This window comes from Ktedonobacter racemifer DSM 44963 (genome assembly GCF_000178855.1).
Taxonomy (GTDB): Bacteria; Chloroflexota; Ktedonobacteria; order Ktedonobacterales; family Ktedonobacteraceae; genus Ktedonobacter; species Ktedonobacter racemifer.
This window is the reverse complement of sequence record NZ_ADVG01000003.1, coordinates 2,061,215-2,079,104: the sequence shown is the minus strand read 5'-3', so window position 1 is coordinate 2,079,104 and position 17,890 is coordinate 2,061,215. Positions and strand designations below refer to the sequence as shown.

At 49.3% G+C, this 17,890-nt stretch carries 11 protein-coding genes; 3 read left to right on the top strand and 8 right to left on the bottom strand.

Annotated features, from left to right (window positions below):
• Positions 1-112: 112 nt before the first annotated feature.
• From KRAC_RS38035 to KRAC_RS38000, 8 genes are all read right to left on the bottom strand, one after another.
• Positions 113-1,000, bottom strand: a complete 888-nt coding sequence (locus KRAC_RS38035; RefSeq protein ID WP_007916585.1) for a carbohydrate ABC transporter permease — start codon at positions 998-1,000, stop codon at positions 113-115.
• Between the two features lie 12 nt (positions 1,001-1,012).
• On the bottom strand, positions 1,013-1,981 hold the full coding sequence (locus tag KRAC_RS38030; protein WP_007916584.1) for a carbohydrate ABC transporter permease: 969 nt from the start codon (positions 1,979-1,981) through the stop codon (positions 1,013-1,015).
• A 2-nt stretch (positions 1,982-1,983) separates the two neighbouring features.
• Positions 1,984-3,330 (bottom strand): extracellular solute-binding protein, encoded by a 1,347-nt coding sequence (locus tag KRAC_RS38025; RefSeq protein ID WP_040445670.1) that lies wholly within the window; start codon positions 3,328-3,330, stop codon positions 1,984-1,986.
• A 61-nt stretch (positions 3,331-3,391) separates the two neighbouring features.
• Positions 3,392-4,456 (bottom strand): LacI family DNA-binding transcriptional regulator, encoded by a 1,065-nt coding sequence (locus tag KRAC_RS38020; protein ID WP_007916580.1) that lies wholly within the window; start codon positions 4,454-4,456, stop codon positions 3,392-3,394.
• Between the two features lie 225 nt (positions 4,457-4,681).
• Positions 4,682-5,041, bottom strand: a complete 360-nt coding sequence (locus KRAC_RS38015) for an IS3 family transposase (RefSeq protein ID WP_274532153.1) — start codon at positions 5,039-5,041, stop codon at positions 4,682-4,684.
• 75 nt (positions 5,042-5,116) lie between these two features.
• A complete protein-coding gene (locus KRAC_RS38010) occupies positions 5,117-5,938 on the bottom strand; it encodes an IS6 family transposase (protein WP_007916578.1) in 822 nt (273 codons plus the stop codon).
• Between the two features lie 509 nt (positions 5,939-6,447).
• On the bottom strand, positions 6,448-6,954 hold the full coding sequence (locus KRAC_RS38005; RefSeq protein WP_007916576.1) for a nitroreductase family protein: 507 nt from the start codon (positions 6,952-6,954) through the stop codon (positions 6,448-6,450).
• A 196-nt stretch (positions 6,955-7,150) separates the two neighbouring features.
• Positions 7,151-7,669 carry a hypothetical protein gene (locus KRAC_RS38000; RefSeq protein WP_211221386.1) on the bottom strand — a complete coding sequence of 173 codons (519 nt, stop codon included), beginning with the start codon at positions 7,667-7,669 and terminating at the stop codon, positions 7,151-7,153.
• A 51-nt stretch (positions 7,670-7,720) separates the two neighbouring features.
• Here KRAC_RS38000 and KRAC_RS37995 point away from each other — a divergent pair, with 51 nt between their 5' ends.
• The 3 genes from KRAC_RS37995 to KRAC_RS37985 all read left to right on the top strand — a co-directional run bounded on the left by KRAC_RS37995 (position 7,721) and on the right by KRAC_RS37985 (position 17,886).
• On the top strand, positions 7,721-8,224 hold the full coding sequence (locus tag KRAC_RS37995; RefSeq protein WP_007916571.1) for a ClbS/DfsB family four-helix bundle protein: 504 nt from the start codon (positions 7,721-7,723) through the stop codon (positions 8,222-8,224).
• 558 nt (positions 8,225-8,782) lie between these two features.
• A complete protein-coding gene (locus tag KRAC_RS69520; RefSeq protein WP_007916570.1) occupies positions 8,783-12,808 on the top strand; it encodes a sigma-70 family RNA polymerase sigma factor in 4,026 nt (1,341 codons plus the stop codon).
• A 41-nt stretch (positions 12,809-12,849) separates the two neighbouring features.
• On the top strand, positions 12,850-17,886 hold the full coding sequence (locus KRAC_RS37985; RefSeq protein ID WP_007916568.1) for a DEAD/DEAH box helicase: 5,037 nt from the start codon (positions 12,850-12,852) through the stop codon (positions 17,884-17,886).
• Positions 17,887-17,890: the final 4 nt, after the last annotated feature.

Sequence of the window (17,890 nt, the reverse complement as noted above, 5' to 3'; positions counted from 1 at the left end):
CCTTTCCTCAGTGCTGTATCTCTTAATGATAGCCGGGTATCAGACACCGGCTATCAGAGTTATGCAATGTCTGAGGCCAGCCACAGAAAGTTCTATGGCTGGTCCTGGTATATTAGCCCTTCAGGCCAGAGCGAGCCAGGGCCTGTATAAACTGGCGTTGCATAAACAGGAACACCACGATAATGGGTACTACGGATGAGACGGCACCCGCCATTATTAGTGACGCGGTGAAGCCCCCACTCTCGTCAACATAGCTTGTCAACCCCAGGGGAATGGTAAAATTGGGTTCGCTGGTAAGCATGACGAGTGGCGTCTCGTAGTCATTCCAGCTCCAGACAAAGGCCAGGATGGCGAGTGAGGCCAGTGCGGGCTTTGCCAGGGGCAGGATAATACGCCAGTAGATATGCCAATCGTTCGCGCCGTCGATACGTGCCGCGTCGCTCAGCTCCTGGGGAATGGTCAGGAAAAACTGGCGTAGGAGAAAGGTTCCTAAAGCCGTAAAGATCCCTGGCAGGATCAATGCCCAGAGGGTATCGTAGAGGCCCAACTGCTGGAAGAGGATAAAACGAGGTACCAACAGCAATTGAGCTGGAATAATGAGCGTACTGATATAGAGAAAGAAGAGCGTGTCTCTCCCTCGAAAGCGCAAGCGTGCAAAACCATAGGCCGCCAGGGAAGCCGTGAGGAGTTCTCCAAGGACACGTACGATGGCGACCATTACCGAATTCCCGATATACATCGTCAACGGATGCTCGCCAGTCCAGACCGTGACATAATTCTCCCAGTTGAGCGGGTTGGGAAACCATTGAACTGGCATGCTAAACACATCAATTTCGCGCTTGAGAGATGAGATGAGCATCCAGGCGAAAGGGAGCAAGAACAAGATTGCCAGCAGCCACATCACAATGCTGATAATCGTCCATTGCACCTTTTTACGCTGCTTCATCGTCCAGGTGCTTCTGCTTCGTGCTCTCGTATGCGTCAATGCGGGTGTTGCCATAAGCTATCCTTTCTAGCTATAGAAGATGCCTCGCCGCTGGATACGCCATAGAAGCAGCGTCAGCAACAGGACTGCCAGGAACATCACCCAGGCCATAGCCGCCGCGTAGCCAAAGCGATAGAACTGAAATCCACTCTGATAGATATAATAAGAGAGCACGGTTGTTGAGCGTCCGGGTCCGCCCTGCGTCATCAGGTTGATCATGCCAAAGTTCTGCGATGCGCCGATGAAGCCGGTCACCAGCAGGAAAAAGATGGCAGGAGATAGGAAGGGCAAGGTAATAACACGAAAACGTGCCCAGGCTCCCGCGCCATCAATCGCCGCTGCTTCGTGTAGTTCCTGCGGCACATCCTGAAGCGCCGCGAGATAGATAATCGAAGCGTAACCCACGCCACTCCAAACCGCCATGAAGATCAGGGCTGGTAGCGCCCACTGGGAGGAGACCAGCCACAGAGGTGGCTGACTGACTCCCAGTGCCTTTAAGATCGTATTGATTGGCCCATAGGTAGGATGGTAGAGTAGAATCCATGTCGTCGCGATAGCCACGCTGTTCGCGATGAAGGGGATAAAGAAAATGACGCGCAATACCGCTCGCCCAGGGATCGGACCATTCAGGGCCAGGGCTACGAGTAGCCCAGCCACGGTAGTCAATGGAACACTGATGCCTACATAGATGAGCGTAATACGTGCGCTCTCCCAGAAGTTTGGATCATGCAGCAACGTGACAAAGTTCTGTAATCCGATCCATTGAATGCCACCCAGGCCCGAAACCACGTCCCAACGCGTGAACGCGATCACGAGCGCGAAGATAAGTGGCAACAACGTAAAGAAGAGAAAGCCAATGAAGTTAGGGGCGATAAAGAGATAGCCAACCCATTCGGCAGGTTCTCCCCTGGCGCGTGCGGCCGTTCGCTTACGAATAACCTTCGCCTCTTTCGTCTCTGCTGGCATCGTTGTCTCTCTGTTGTACAACGTGCTCATAATCAAGCTCCTGCTTTCTTGATCGCATCGTCGCACTGCTGTTTCACTGTACTTACCCATTGATCGGGACTGATCTCGCCAATTAAGCAGCGATCAGTCTGACTCTGCGTAATCTGCATGATTTGCGCACCTGCCACAGTGATCGTATCTGTGACGAATTTGAGGTCAGGGGCAAATACGGCCTTTTTAAAGGCCTCAACGTCATAGAGCGTAGCTTTATTGCTGCCCAGGATACCGTTTACCTGCGTATCCTGATCGATGTTGGGGAGCACCGGGTTCTTGCCAGCGGTTAGCATATATTTGCTGCCGTCGCCTAACCAGTAACGGATGAAGGTCCAGGCGGCATCCTTATTCTTTGTCCTGGGATGCATCATAATCCAGTTGTTAAGGCTTCCACCATTATAAAAAGTAGAAGCGTTGTCAGGTCTGGGCATCGGCGCGAAGGTAGTCATAAAGTCGTGCGGGTACTTGCTTGTATCGTTGACGTAACGTAGCGAGAAGGGAGAGGTTATCCACATCGCTTCCTGCCCCGTCAGGAAAGGATTTTGCGCGTAGGCGCGCAGATTCTGCGCCAGTACCTCGGTCCAGGGAAAGGCGCTCTTCTCTTTGATCATATCGACGTGGAGTTGCAAATCTTGCTTAAAGACAGGATTGTCAAAATTCGATTCTTTGCCCCCGTCTTTATAATTCGCGTTTGGACCCAGAGTAATGAGAGGCAGACCAGGGGATGAATAGGCGCCATACACGGTCTTACCTCCGCTGGTGCTCGTCAGTTTCTTTGCCATCTCGCGATAGTCACTCACGGTCCAGCTTGCTGGCACTTGCAAGCCAGCGGCATCGAGCATTTTCTTGTTGATCGCGACGAAATTTGGCTCGCGAGTGGTAGGGAGGCTATAGTATTTATTGTCAGGTTTAAAAATGGCCTCATTGTTTTGAGTCCAGGAAGAGAGGTCACTATCGCCATTCACATAAGAAGTCAGGTCAACGGCGAGATTAGCCTTGATACGCTGAGACATACGAGCGACAGTATAGGAGAAATAGATATCGATAGGGGTGCCGCCTTGCAGAGCTGTATCAAGCTTGGTATTGCCAGTGTCATCGTTAACGAAGCGCGTGTACTTTACCTGAATATTCGGATGCGCCTTGTGAAACGCCTCTATCAGTTTTGCGGGACCGTTTTCGGCTGGGACTCCTCCCCAGACATTCAGCGTAACAGAGTTTCCACCAGTACCCGAACCGCTGCCGCAGCCAGCAAGTAAGGCAGAAGTAGCAAGAGCTACCCCTCCTGCCTGGTAGAGAAAGGTGCGGCGGTTGACTCTCGTAAAAGCATCATGTTGTGGTGTCATCATAGACTCCTTTCCCAGTTTTTCATCAGAAAAACTGGCTAAGACCAATACACCGTCTTGTCGTTTAAGAGCTAAGAGTGGGCGGCAGGTTCCCTCCAACCGACCGGGTTGAATCACGCAAAATAACAGTCGTAGGAATAGAAATGCGTAAACGCTCTTCGTCATGGCGTTCAAGGAGAACGACCAGGCGTTGTGCCGCAATCTCGCCAATGCGTTGCCAGCCAATATGCACGCTAGAAAGCGTTGGCATAGTAAACTCAGTAATGGGCTCATCGTAGAAACCCATCACTGAAACCTGCTCGGGAACCGGAATGTTTGCTTCCTTGAGCGCGCGCAGACCGCCAATCGCTAGCATATCAGCGGCATAGAGTATAGCGCTAAAATCCCGAGTTCTGGCAAGCAAGTCCTGTGTGGACTGGTAACCATCATTTGGGGTAAATTCTGAAGTCGTAGTGATCAATTGAGCGTCATAAGCCAAACCAGCTTCGCACAGGCCAAGCCGATAGCCAGCCAATTTATCCTGGCTTGTTGTCGTAATAGAGGGGCCATTGATAAACGCGATGCGGCGGTGTCCCAAGCGCACTAATTGAGTGGTAGCCTGCGCTGCACCGCGTATATAGTCGCCCAGTACGCAGTTGATCTCGCGTTCGCCCACATGGGCTGCGGTGAGCACAAACGGAACGTTTGCTTGTTCCAGGGCATCAATGACCTGGACGGAAATAATGCCACCAATGAGCACGACACCATCTGCCTGAGTAAGATGGTGCAGATCGCTTTCAGCCGGAGCCTCCCAGATAGCCCGGCGCAGGCTCATATGCAACCCTTTACGCCGTAAGACTCGCTCAATACCATCAATAACGATGGTATTGAAACTAGAAATGTTCTGGCTTTCCCGTTTCTGCTCCTCCGGCTCGCTCTCACTATCGACACCACGTATCGCGATGACAATCCCATTTCCAGTATGTTGGAGAATCCCCTCCTGATACATTGGATAACCAAGTTCTGTGAGAGCTTGCAGGACAATAGCGCGAGTACGTTCATCAACACTTGCGCTATTATTGAGCACACGGGAAACAGTAGCTGTCGAAACATGAGCGCGTTCAGCAATATCACGCAATTTGATCCGCATGAAATACGTTCCTGACGTCGAAAATATTTATCATCATCGATGAAAGTAGTATACATAATAAAGAAACATTTATACAAGATTAGCGAAAAACTTGCAAGAAATTTTCATAGGAGCAGAGAGAGCAAATAAATGCTTGCACCAAACAAACTCGGTTGTGTTGCAAGAACAAAACTGATCTGTTAAAGTGGAATTGACCCAGAAAAATGGACTCTTGAAATGTGGAGATCAACTCCTCTTTGACTGATGTGCTTGCTCGAAAGCAAGTGGACTGACATACTGGAGTGTCGAGTGCAACCGGATGGGGTTATAGAAGCATTCCAGGTACTCAAAAATGGCTGAGCGGGCCTGCTGCCTGGTCTGGAAACGCACGCGATTGGTACACTCTTTGGCGAGGGTCGCAAAGAAGGACGCCATCGGCGCATTCTCCCAACAATTGGCAGTGCGACTCATACTGACCTCAATCCCCAGCTCACGCAAGGCAGTCTGATAACGCTCACACGTAAACTCGCTTCCCCTATCTGAATGATGGAGCAGCCCCACCTCCGGCTGGCGTCTAGCGACCGCCATGCGCAACGCCAGTTCCACCAGAGGGTAGTGTCAGAACTGAGAGCACTGAAACTCATAAGGAGTCCTGAGAATCTACTACTTGTGCGTTTCTCGCTATGAGGCTACTTGTATGAACGCTTTCAAGGCAGCAAGTCGTCGGAGGAAAGCTTGTCGTTGTTGTAAGAGTGAGACAAATGCTTTCATAGGAGAGCGGGAACGGAAATAGTTCCGTAATTCATCAAAGACAGAACAGAAACGGGCTGCTGATTCGAAGCTTCCGAAGCCACGCATGGGATAATAGCGTTGCTTGATTCCTCGATGGTCTTGCTCCAACCGATTATTCAAATACTTGTTTGTTCGATGCTGGATGTTGCTGCTCATCGTCTCACGTATGGCCCGCGGATAGGACGTATGGCCGTCCGTCGTCACTTGATCGGGAACATGGCCAACGACATCAACGGCCTGCTGGAAAAACTGCTTGGCTGCCTCCATGTTCCTCTTCTCGCTCAGCCGAGAATCAACCAGATGGCCATCAGAATCGATGGCCCGATACAAGTAGCACCACTTTCCATGCACCTTAAGGTACGTTTCGTCGACGTACCAGGATTTTCCCGCCTGTCCACGTCGCCGGGTTCGTAACTGCTCTGCGATCAGTGGAGCAAACCGTGTTTCCCAATCTCGGATGGCTTCATGAGTAAAGACAAAGCCGCGTTCGAGGAACATTTCGGCGACATCACGCAGGCTCAGTTTGTAGCGCAACCGCCACAAGACTGCGAGGAGGACGATGTCCGTGGGGAATTCAAGGTAGTTAAAGGGCGTACCGGTTCGTTCATTGAAAATATGTCGGCAATGTGGGCAGAAGAACATTGCATAGCCAAGTTTCGTTTTCTTCGCTCGTTCTCTGGTGCTCGTTGCTGTACAATGGGGACAGTTCATTGGTCAATGTTCCTCGTTCCGTCAGAATGCTGAGATCAGCATACCAGAAATACGACCCCTATGCCAAGATGGTGTCTGAGTTCTGACAGAACCCAACGCAGGCGTTCTTGAACGTATAATGTGACATTCCTCCGGGTACAGTCTCACAAGAGCACAGTACCCGGAGGAATTGGCAGATGCTTTTCAATGCCGCGCTTTTTTGAGCGAATATTCTACAAATAATAGAATACCAAAATTTGGTAATCTCGGATCCTCAAAGAGTTGGGGAGCAAAGTATTGCCTTCGTTCATGCACACGTTCACCAGTTCAAACCTTGAAGTGTATGGTAACTGGTGCCCTTTCTTCATGGATAAGAGATATGGCAACTATCTCCCTTGAGGCTTTCTTGCCATTCTGCTTTATCTTTGCCTGAACTTATCCAGACAAACGGTACCACTATAGCGATCCAGTGGAGTCTTTTTTTCCACTGCCTGGTGCAACCATAAACCGATCGCCAACATGACGTATTTCTATTCGAAAGGCTGGTTCCAGCGGCCGCGATGAACAACCTCGCCCAGCGGTTTGCGCTTCTTCAGTCCTTTCCCAAGCGAGGTCGCAGGATAGCCGAAGGGGACAATCGCCAGGATCTCGATGTTCTCGGGGATGTTGAGGAGAGGCCGCACATCCTGGAGGTTGTTGAAGCCAACCCAGTTCGATCCAATGCCCCGCGCCCACGCCGTCAGGATCATAGATTGAACTGCTCGGCTAGCATCGGAGACGGCAAATGGGCTTTGCTCCATCCCTACCACAATCGCGAGAGGCGCCTGAGCGATATAGGGGCCAGAACGTGCGAGGGTGGCAAGCTGACCCAATATCTCCTGGTCCTCAATCACAATAAAGTGCCAGGGCTGCCCGTTCATACTACTGGCAGTCAAGTGTCCCGCTTCAACAATTTGCCGAACCGCGTCCTCAGGAATGGGCTTCTCCTGGTATTGTCGCACGGCAAGCACAGTGCGAACAGATTCAAATACGTCCATCGGTTTTTCTCTCTTTCTCGCCCCAGTAAGGCAATGATGGGATTCATTCACTACTGTCCAATAACACATAGTGACGCCCAAATATGCCGTTCGGCACGGAAGTAACTGGTGAATGGTTTTGGCCTCGTTCTTTACTCCTGCCCGTTTCGCTGTTAATATCTCATCTATATCCGTTATAGAAGTGCATAGGAAATGCTTACATGTACTTTTTACGAAAAGTCGAAAATTGCCAGCCGAAGGTGATCGGTTTCTTGCATTCCGGCAGATTATGCACGTGTTGCGCCGTTCGATCTGCCAACGTTACCGCTTCTGGACGGGCAATATTACTCGCATCGATGCCGATCCACAACCGTTCCCCTGGATTAGATCCCACCAGATAAGAGGTGAAGATCTCTCGCAAGCGTTTCTCATCAATAAGCCCATCTGCAAATGCTTCGTACAAACTCGGCCATTTACGCTCAAACCAGAGCGATTGCGAGCGTTCTGGAAACGAGTTGGCCTGTGTTTCGGCCATGAAAGCGTCAACGGTATTGAACAGGGCATCCTTCGCACGCAGAAAGCAGTCATAGATGTCGTGACGAAATTGCCGTATTGTGTTAATGTCTCTCAAAGAGTATGTTTCCCTTGTTTGATAATCTGAACAATACTCGATGAGACCGCCCTCCGCAAGAGAGGGAGCTTTGTCAACGGTCATCGAAGCGTCAACGAGAGGCACGCTTGCCTCCATCTCTTTCCCAGGTATTTCGCGTTATTCGAAAGGATCTCTATGTCTCCCCCAACAAATAAAGCTGAACTGCTCGAAATGATGGAGTGTGGCTATACGGCTTTTGAAGCATTCCTCGCCCCGCTCAGCGAAGCGCAGTTGACCGAGTCAGGTGTGAGCGGCGACTGGTCGCTCAAAGATATCCTGGTCCATCTAGCAACCTGGCAAGGGCGCGCTGCTCAGATTCTTGAGGCAGCCCAGCGCAATGAACAGCCGCAACTCACACCTTCGATTAAAACAGATGAGGAGGTGGATCAGTTCAATCATGCAACCTTTGCTGCCAACCGTTCGCGCCCGCCGGTGGAAGTCAAACAGGATTTTCATGCCTCCTACCAGCAGATCCTGGCAGCGACTGAGGCATTGAGCGAGGAAGATCTGTTTGATCCAGGACACTTTGCTTGGATGAAAGGGAACGCGCTCTGGACGGTCGCCAAGGGTGATACGTTTGGGCACTACGATGAGCACAAGCCAACGATCGAAGCGTGGCTAGCGCGCCAGCGTTTCTAACCTTTCTCCATGATGCCGCTTCTCTGATAAGGCGGTGAGTATTTCTCACTCAACCGGTTTTATGAGTGTTGAAACTCCATCGCCTGGATTAGCCTAAGAGGCGGCTTCGTAACATATAATGATTTGCATTATTTAATCTCCACCTCAAAGAAGAGCTTCGTAACGCTTCCAATGCGATTTAGTCTAAACGTTAAATTATCATTTGCTTCTGAAAAACCTAAGCGACTGACCTCTAGCCGTTTCTAACATTGAAAATGAATTTGTATACTTATCATTACAATATTTAGGAATTATTCCTTCTTGACAATATTGAATTTAAGAAATATTATGCATATACTCATCAATGCGATACCAGAAGGAATTTACTTCCTATCTTTTCCTTAGCACTACTATCACCTTTCTACATAATAAAACCGCCTCTATCTGACTTGGCTCCTTCTTGGCAAGCATTTGATCGAGATATTCAGATTAAATATTGCCGTCTTTATCTATATCTTTCAATATTAGCATGCTGCTGCTGCTGCTGCGATGCTACTCGCTTCATGAGGAGCTACGTCAATGTTGACATGGGAGCAACGCGAACAAGAACTAAGCGAAAAGCTTCACTATATTGAGATACTCGGCGAATTAAACATTCCAGAAGAGTGGGTAACTCAATTTCGTGGGTTTATTACACACCAATTCCAACATCAAGAACCGGCTTATGTTCTACGTTCATTTATCAAACAATATCCTGCCTGCCTTGCTACCTATCTTGTTATGCAAGGAGTCTATAGCTACCAGGAGGGAAATTACTGGTCGCATATTATCGACGAATATGAATTAGCGCCCAATCATACCCACCTGCTGGGCGATTTCTTCAGAAAATTTCTTCATCAACATAACCTTTCCTCTTTTGCCGGCGTAGAAGGTCATAAATTCGTATCAGTCATCCTTCTTCATGGGGGTATTCCCACCTACTCGCTCCACGATTTCTTTGAATATGTATTAGCACCCGCTCTTTCACGTCCTCATATTTATGGTGAAGATGGAGCTGAAATTATCGCAAACTGGTTGGGAAGAAAACATCAAAGTAGTATTGACAAACCCATCACACGCTTCCTTCAATATGGCGGGAAGCTAGCTGCCGACTTTGTAGAGCGCAGTCTTTACATGGCCCAATATTACGCAGAGAATGAATTATTCCCCTCTCTGGAAGAACTAGGGCTGCCTACACGCGTTGTCACTGCCTATGGGCAATGGGTCAAAGAACGAAAACACCAGCGGAATAGCAATCGGACTCGGCTCCAACGTCCAATTATTTCACTTGACCCCTGGAGTGGCGTCCTTCTCCTTGAACTCCCAAGCCAAACCCTAACCCTTTCTGACAAAATTGATACCTGCACCTGGTATGTTACGGTTGATGAAGAAGAGATTGAACAAGTTACCCTATCGCCACAATGGAAAAATGAACGTTGGGAGACAGAAAATTGGCAAATAGAGCTACCCTATGTCGCAGCTCATTATCAGATCAGCTTTGAATTTTTGGGTAATAAGCGTACCTGGCAATTTCATAGTCTGAGTGCGTCAAACACCTTCTTTGCCTTTGATGCTGACTACGGCACACTGCTTCCTCTTCGGCATACACTTCCAGCGAAGACACTCTGGCTTGTTTTTCCCGACAACACATCCTTGCGCATCAAGGGAGGGAAACAACATGAACAACTCCCATCCCTTGCAGGAGCTAATGGTCAATTTTTCATTGAAGAATGGGATCTCAGTAGTGCAGATGCCATTACCTTGGAAGACGAAAGCATTCCTATTGAACTCGATTGGTCTGCATTTCAACCCTATCTGGAAGGTCAGGAAGTACAAGGTCTTTCCTTTCACAAGGGCGAACCCCGTATCTTTATCGGATCAGCACCGAAACTTCGTATCCCGTTTCCCCCTCAAAGCAACCTCAGCGCGGAAATACGCCGCTGGCGTATAGTGCTTAAGGCACGGCACACTGCTTCGACACAAAGCATCAATTTAGAGGAGCTCTCATATTTTTTTCAAGATCATACAATTTACTGTTCTCTTGAAGAGAGTGAACTAATCGATTTCAACTACGATCGTATCTATGACCTCTCTTTACGAGGTCCATTGGGACGAGATATCACCTTTACCTTTGCGATCCTACATAAACTTGATATCAAGACCAATACAATTGACAGCATTAGACTCCCGCAACAAACTGGACAATTCCCTGCTCCTGTCATTACCATTCAGACCTCGTCAAAAATTGCTATCGAGAGTCGACAGAGTGCCACACAAATCATTCAAGCCCAAGATCATCACTACCACATAGAAATGGACCGCCAGGCACACTACCTTGAGCTTTTATTACAGCCACGCTCTTTACCACAACACTACAAGATTCCTCTCACGCTTCCCTTTCCAACGCTCCATTGGGCACTTGTCGAAGACAGTCAGCAAATACCAAGGCTTGAGTGGAAAACGAAAACTATGTCTATTCCATTCGCGCAGCTGGAACAGCTGAGCCGGCCCAAAATATTCGTTGAAATTGTCCCTCACACTCCACTCAATCTCGTCATCAAAGGGAAACTTCTAGTTCACTATAGCAAGCAACATCCTCCGCAGATCATTTATACACGAGGGAAAACTGCTTCAAGGCTAACATTTCGCCTGGCAGAAGCCCTTGATAGTATTCGCCAAAGCCAGGAAGGATACATCTCAATTGACTTAGAGCTAGAAGGTATTCCTGGTCATGCTAGTGCTCCCTGCTTATCGATAGCGAGTATCACCCAGACACTCAACGTGCACCACTTGGCACTAGAAAACCACTTGAAGAATACTTCCAGAATCCTCAATGTCTCCTGGAAGGGGGGGCATGAACTGCGTCAACGTGTGATCCGCCTATGGTCGCTTTGGCGCCCTTGGGAGCCACCCATGGTGCAAGCCATTCCAGACAGGTTACGAAGCGAATGCTATCAGTTCCAAATACCTGCTGAGGAAATTCCCCCAGGAAAATATCGCGTAGAGATGGCCATAGAAAACACTCACACCTCACATACAGTACTCAGGCCATTCCGCGACGCATCAGATATTGCGGATGTGTTCATTGGCACAGAAGTAGAACGTCAAAGGCATCTGAGGCATACACCACACACTGTTGAGGGAATACTAGAACAACTTTTAGCGGCACCACCACCATTCGATCAACAACGATTACTCTATCTTTTGAAACAGAAACTGCTCCCCAAAAAGAGTATGAAATACTTTGACAAAGTGTGTGAAACGTTGCTGGTTATGGTAAGCCACGTCGCGACACTTCCTTACGAAGGTTATGCCTTCTTTGAAGTATTTCGTGACTACCTTCAGGATTTCCCAATTCACCTACTCGCCTATCTCTCTCGCTACAGTCGTGCGGCAGAGATGAAAAAGCGCTGGCAATTTGAAGAGCTTCTTGCAAAAATATTCCCCCAAATGGGAGTCGATACTCTCCTACAACACATTCATACCCAGGAGAGTATCCCTCTCTCAGAGTTGTTGAATGTCCTACCAGAGCTACAAAATGAGGAAAAGCAGAGTGAGGCAATATCAATTCTTCAGGATGCATCCATAACCATAATTGACTACCAAAACGAGGAATGGTCATCGGAAGTAGATGACGACTTCGACCAGATATATGAAAGTCTCTATGAGGTCGTCGTGGACAGCTTGCGGCAATATTTCCGAGAAATCACACAGTTTCCTCTCCTCAACGCTGAACAGGAAAAAAAGCTGGCTCATCAGATCAAATTTGGACAGCAGGCAAAAGAAGAGCTTGAAAAGAGAGGAGAAGCAAGTAGCTACATCCATGTACGCATCCAACAAGGGAAGATTGCAAGAGAGAAACTGATCGAACATAATTTACGCTTGGTTATCAGTGTTGCAAAGAAATATGCACGCGTGGGCCGTCAACTAGAAGATCTCATTCAAGAAGGAAACCTTGGCCTTATTAGAGCATGTGAGAAATTTGATACAGATAAAGGCTATCGGTTTTCAACTTATGCAACCTGGTGGATTAGGCAGGCAATAACACGCAGTTTGGCAGAGCAATCAAGGACAATCCGGCTTCCTGTCTATTTGGTAGAAAAACTACACCAATTACACAGAGGCCAAAGAGACCTTGAATTGCAGTTGGGACGAGAGCCAACGCTCGAAGAGCTGGCAAAACACCAAAATCTAGACATCGACAAAGTTCAAGAATATCTAGTGCTCCGGCAGCAAATATTATCACTCGATGCTCCTATTGGCGCTGAACAAGAGACGACATTAGGAGAAATGATTGAGCAGCCACGCTCTGACCCACAAGAAAACATCAACAATTATGCGGATAAAGAAGCAGTATCTCAATTGATGCAGAATCTGACCGAACGCCAGCGTAGAGTCATTTCATTACGATTTGGACTAGAAGATGGGAAAATCCACAAGCTAGAAGAGATTGGCTCTATGCTCAATGTGACGCGAGAAAGAGTGCGCCAGATAGAAGAAAAGGCATTGCGCCAGCTAAAAATAGATGCTTATAGATTACAATTGAATGATCTTCTGGCAATCTAGAAATTAGCTATATAACTAGTGACAAGAGGAGTGCTTCATTCATGGCAACCCTGAATCCAATCGAGGCAATGGATACCATTCGGCAGACATATTTGCGCTACCTAAAAACTATCTATCCATTTCAAGATATTTCGCTGCAAAAGGCCTTTCATACCGAAATTGCACAACCAGACCTCCTAGTGAAAGGGCCTATGCTCGAAGCTGCGCCACCATTCCAGCACGGTCGTAGCATCAATGAATTGATCGACGCGGATATTCTTCATCCTTCTTTTCGCAAGCTTGGCAGTGATGCTTTACCTATCAAGCGCCCTCTTTATCTTCACCAGGATCAGGCTATCACCCATATAGCCAATCACCAACGCAACCTTATCGTTGCTACTGGCACAGGCTCTGGTAAAACAGAAGCATTCCTGCTTCCCATCCTCAATCACCTCTTACAGGAAGAGGAACAGGGCACACTACGTCAACCCGGTGTACGCGCACTCCTTCTGTACCCGATGAACGCGTTAGCAAACGATCAGCTACGTCGTCTACGGCGTGTTCTCGCCAATTATCCCTCCATTACCTTTGGACGCTACACAGGTGAAACCGAAGAGGCAGAAAAGGACGCTGAGGAACGCTTCTATCAGCAGTTTCCCTCAGAGCAACTCCTACCAAATGAGATTATTAGCCGCACCAGGATGCGCAATGCCCCACCACATATCCTGCTTACTAACTACGCAATGCTTGAATACTTGCTTCTTCGCCCCGAGGACTGCGAATTCTTCGATGGGGAGAGCGGTAAGCACTGGCGATTTCTGGTTCTGGACGAGGCTCATATTTATGATGGAGCAAGCGGTATCGAAATCGCGATGCTTCTACGCCGCCTGAAGGATCGAGTGGTCCAGAGCGAGCCTGATCGTCTGCGCTGCATAGCTACCAGCGCAACCCTCGGCAAAGGGAGGAGCGATTTTGTAGCCGCGGCGAACTTCGCCTCTAACCTCTTTGGTGAGACCTTTGAATGGCATCCAACCGATCCCAAACGGCAGGATGTCATTGAGGCAACACGTATTTCTCTGGCCGAGCTCGGTAGTGCCTGGGGAGGCGGAACACCCACACTCTATTATGCTCTAAAACAGACTATCGCAGCCCTTTCGATATCCGAAAGCGTTGATACCCCACCGCTTCACCTCTCTTCACTTCTTGAAACACTCACCACGGCCACCGCGCCCTTTTTTACTGAACAAACAGCTGTGCATGAAGCTCAGTACTATGCGACAAAGCAATGGGAGTCTGATACGCACGCAACGTCAGAGCATGAGCAAACCCAGCATGCTATCAATGCATTCCTCTATGGACTACTGCGCGGTGATCAGCATATTCATGATCTACAGAATCAGTTGGGCACGCAACCACGCTTGCTTGGTGATATCGCCCATCACATCTTCCCTGGTGATCCTCAGGCAGAGCAACACCTGGTAACACTAGTCGACCTGGCAGTACGCGCTCGTCCTGAGCCAATAAGTTTTTCGCTACTTCCGGCACGCTATCACGCCTTCGCACGAGCCCTGGAAGGAGTCTTTGCCTGTCTCAATATACAGGGGCATAGCGATCATCAACCCCATCTTTTTCTCAGTCGACATGAGACATGCCCTGAATGTCAGGGCTGGGCCATCGAATTAGCAGCCTGTGCCCGTTGCGGTGCAACCTACACTGTTGGGCGGCTTGCCTCAAGGGATGAGCATCAACACAATAAAGCAGAAAAAACACGCACCTATCAGTTTCATCAACTGGCTACGACCGCGCAAGATGTCTCACACAAAGCGGGCTGGTTTCTGCTCAATCAACAGATACTTCAGGTAGATGAAGATGAAATCACTGCTGTGGGAGAGGACGTGGACAATGCGGCAGAGAGTGAGAAAATCTACGCATTTTGCCCTCAATGTGGCAAGCTTACAAACACCGCACAAACGCAGTGTTCTTGCGGGGGCTCTTGTATTTCTTTTCTCGAGCTAACCACCTCGCAGTTTGGGGGTCAGTCCAAAGAGACAGAACCTCGCAAGTGCATTCAGTGTGGCGCACGCAGTACTGGCGGCGTCATTTACCGTTTCTTAACAGGCCAGGACGCTCCCGCCAGCGTTATGGCGACTGCCCTCTATCAGCAATTGCCTTCCTCACCAGACCCCGATGCAGTTGACCTTCCAGGAGAAGGCCGTAAACTTCTTGTTTTCTCTGACAGTCGACAGGATGCTGCTTTCTTTGCGCCCTACCTTGAGAGAACATACAACCAGGTACTGCATCGTCGCCTCATCTTTAAGGCGCTTCTCGCGCACCATCACCCTGATGAAGAAGCACTTCGTCTGCAAGATATGGTCAAATATGTTCTGAAAGAGGCTGATCAGGCTGGTATGTTTACCAGTCGCCAGGGCCGCAATGAGCGTCAACTCCTCGTCAAAACCTGGCTGATGCAAGAACTCATTGCCCTTGACCGTCGTCTGAGTTTAGAGGGTGTTGGCTTATTGCAGTTCCGCTTGGTTCGCCCGGACCGTTGGAAGGCACCAATCAGCTTACAGACCGCCCCTTGGAATCTTTCCAATGACGAAGCCTGGCTCTTATATACACTCCTGTTAGACACACTCCGTCAGCAGAGTGTCACTACGTATCTGGAAGATGTTGACCCTTCCAGCGAGCACTTCGCTCCGCGCAGTAGTGAATTCTATGTCCGTGGCGAACAATCCGACAGCAAAAATAGGATCTTGAGTTGGATCCCTGTTCAGCGTACCAATCGTCGCCTCGATATTCTTGAGCGCATCCTCGTCAGATGTGCGCCTGAGCTTTCTCCAGAACAGCGTAGACAGGAAGGGATAAAACTCCTCAAGGAGATCTGGCTCCAGTTTGTTGAACCACGCTCTCTCATCTGGCGCGATTATATCCTGAGTAGTAGGCACCCTAAAAGCGGCGTCGTATATCGTCTCAATCATGAATTCTGGGAGTTAGTGCCACTCATTCACGATCAGACAGTCTATCGTTGCAATGTCTGCCGCACGATCACAGCGAGTTCGCTCAAGGGCATCTGCCCGACACTTGGCTGTCGGGGAACACTAGAAACCTACCAGGCCGAGCAAATACACGCCGAGGAGGACCATTACCGCAGCGTCCTCTATCTCAATATGCAGCCTCTTCCCCTTTCTGCCCTGGAACATACGGCACAGTGGACCAGTGATGAAGCTGGTAAGATCCAAGAACGCTTCATCAATGGTGAGGTCAATGTCCTCAGTTGCTCAACGACATTTGAGTTGGGTGTAGATGTTGGCGAACTACAAGCAGTCCTGATGCGCAATGTCCCGCCAACAACAGCAAACTATGTACAGCGCGCTGGTCGGGCTGGCCGTCGAACCGATTCGGCAGCCTTCATACTGACCTATGCTCAGCGCCGCTCACATGATCTTACTCACTACAGCCATCCGGAGCGCATTGTTGCCGGCCATATCAGCCCGCCACGGATCGTGCTCGCCAATGAAAAGATCATTCGTCGTCATATGCAGGCTGTGCTCCTGGCGGCATTCTTCCGGTTTATACACGATAGCGAACAGCGTACCTTTAACACAGTCGGAGCATTTTTCCAGCCAGAAGAAAACAATATAAAAAACGGTACTGACTTGCTTCAGGTCTACGCACAAGCCTACCCGCAACATGTACAAGAAGCGCTGCGACGTATCGTCCCCGCCGAGATGCACGACTTGGTCCATATGGACACCTGGGGCTGGTTTCATACACCTGATGAGGATGGATTGCTTGACCTGCTCCAACGCGTCCACACTGAAATTACCTATGATCTCGATGAATATAACCTTTGGATGGATGAGGCTTCCCAAAAGCGCGATTTTAGAGAGGCCCGGAACTACCAGCAGATGATTCGCACAATTCGTGGCCGCTCACTTCTTGGCTTTATGGCTTCACGCAATCTTTTGCCAAAATATGGCTTCCCCACCGATATCGTTGCGCTAAAAACTGATCATATTGCCGATGATACGGCTCGAGTGGTGCAACTTGAACGCGACCTACGTATCGCACTCTCCGAATATGCTCCAGGAGCCGAAGTGGTCGCCGCCAAGCACATCTGGGTCGGCGGTGGGCTCTATAAAATGCCTGGGCGCACCTGGCCCGCGTACCAGTATGCCATCTGCCCCGCATGCAACCGCTTCTTACAAGTGAAGATGGATGAGCATGTCAGCCTGGGGAATGTTTGCTCTTGTGGCAATCCCTTTAAAAATCCACCCAGGACGTTCGTCAGGCCAGAGTTCGGTTTTGTCGCGGCTCGCAATTCAACGCGTTCAACAGGTGAGGCACGTCCACAACGGCTCTATAGTTCGCGCATCTATTTCACCGAATACACAACCGTAGATAACGGCTCGACACAGCCTACCTACGAAGTTGTCGAAGCACTCTCAAGCGCAGATGTGCAGGTTTCAACCTATTACTCGCGCTTTGGCAAACTTGCCCTGGTCAATGAGGGGCCAGAACGCCGTGGCTTCCGTATTTGCCAGGAGTGTGGTTTCGCGGAAAAGGCTCCTCCCGTCATTTCTGCGGTACGGGCTCGCAAGCCAGGAAGATCGAGAGAACATTACAACCCGCGTACAGGAAAAGTATGTGGAGGTCTCATCCACACCCATCACTTAGGCCATGAGTTTATGACAGATGTCGTTGAGATCCGTTTTCATGGCTACCTGGCTCGCTCAAACGAAAAGACGCTCTGGCGCTCACTCCTCTACACATTGCTCGAGGGAGCATCTCAGGCTCTCAACATCCGCCGTGACGATCTGGATGGAACGCTCTATTTCCCAACTAAAGACAATCCTGCCTCTCTTATGCTCTTCGATAATGTGCCTGGTGGCGCAGGTCACGTCAAACGCATTGATGAAGAGATTGAAGCCGTTTTCAAAGCTTCACTGGCGCGGGTCGAACATGCCTGCTGTGGGCCAGAAACCAGCTGCTATGAATGCCTGCGCAACTACCGGAACCAGGCGTATCACGATGAGTTAAAGCGAGGGGAAGCACTTACCTTCCTGACTCAATTACTCACAAGCGCGGGGAAATAGAAAG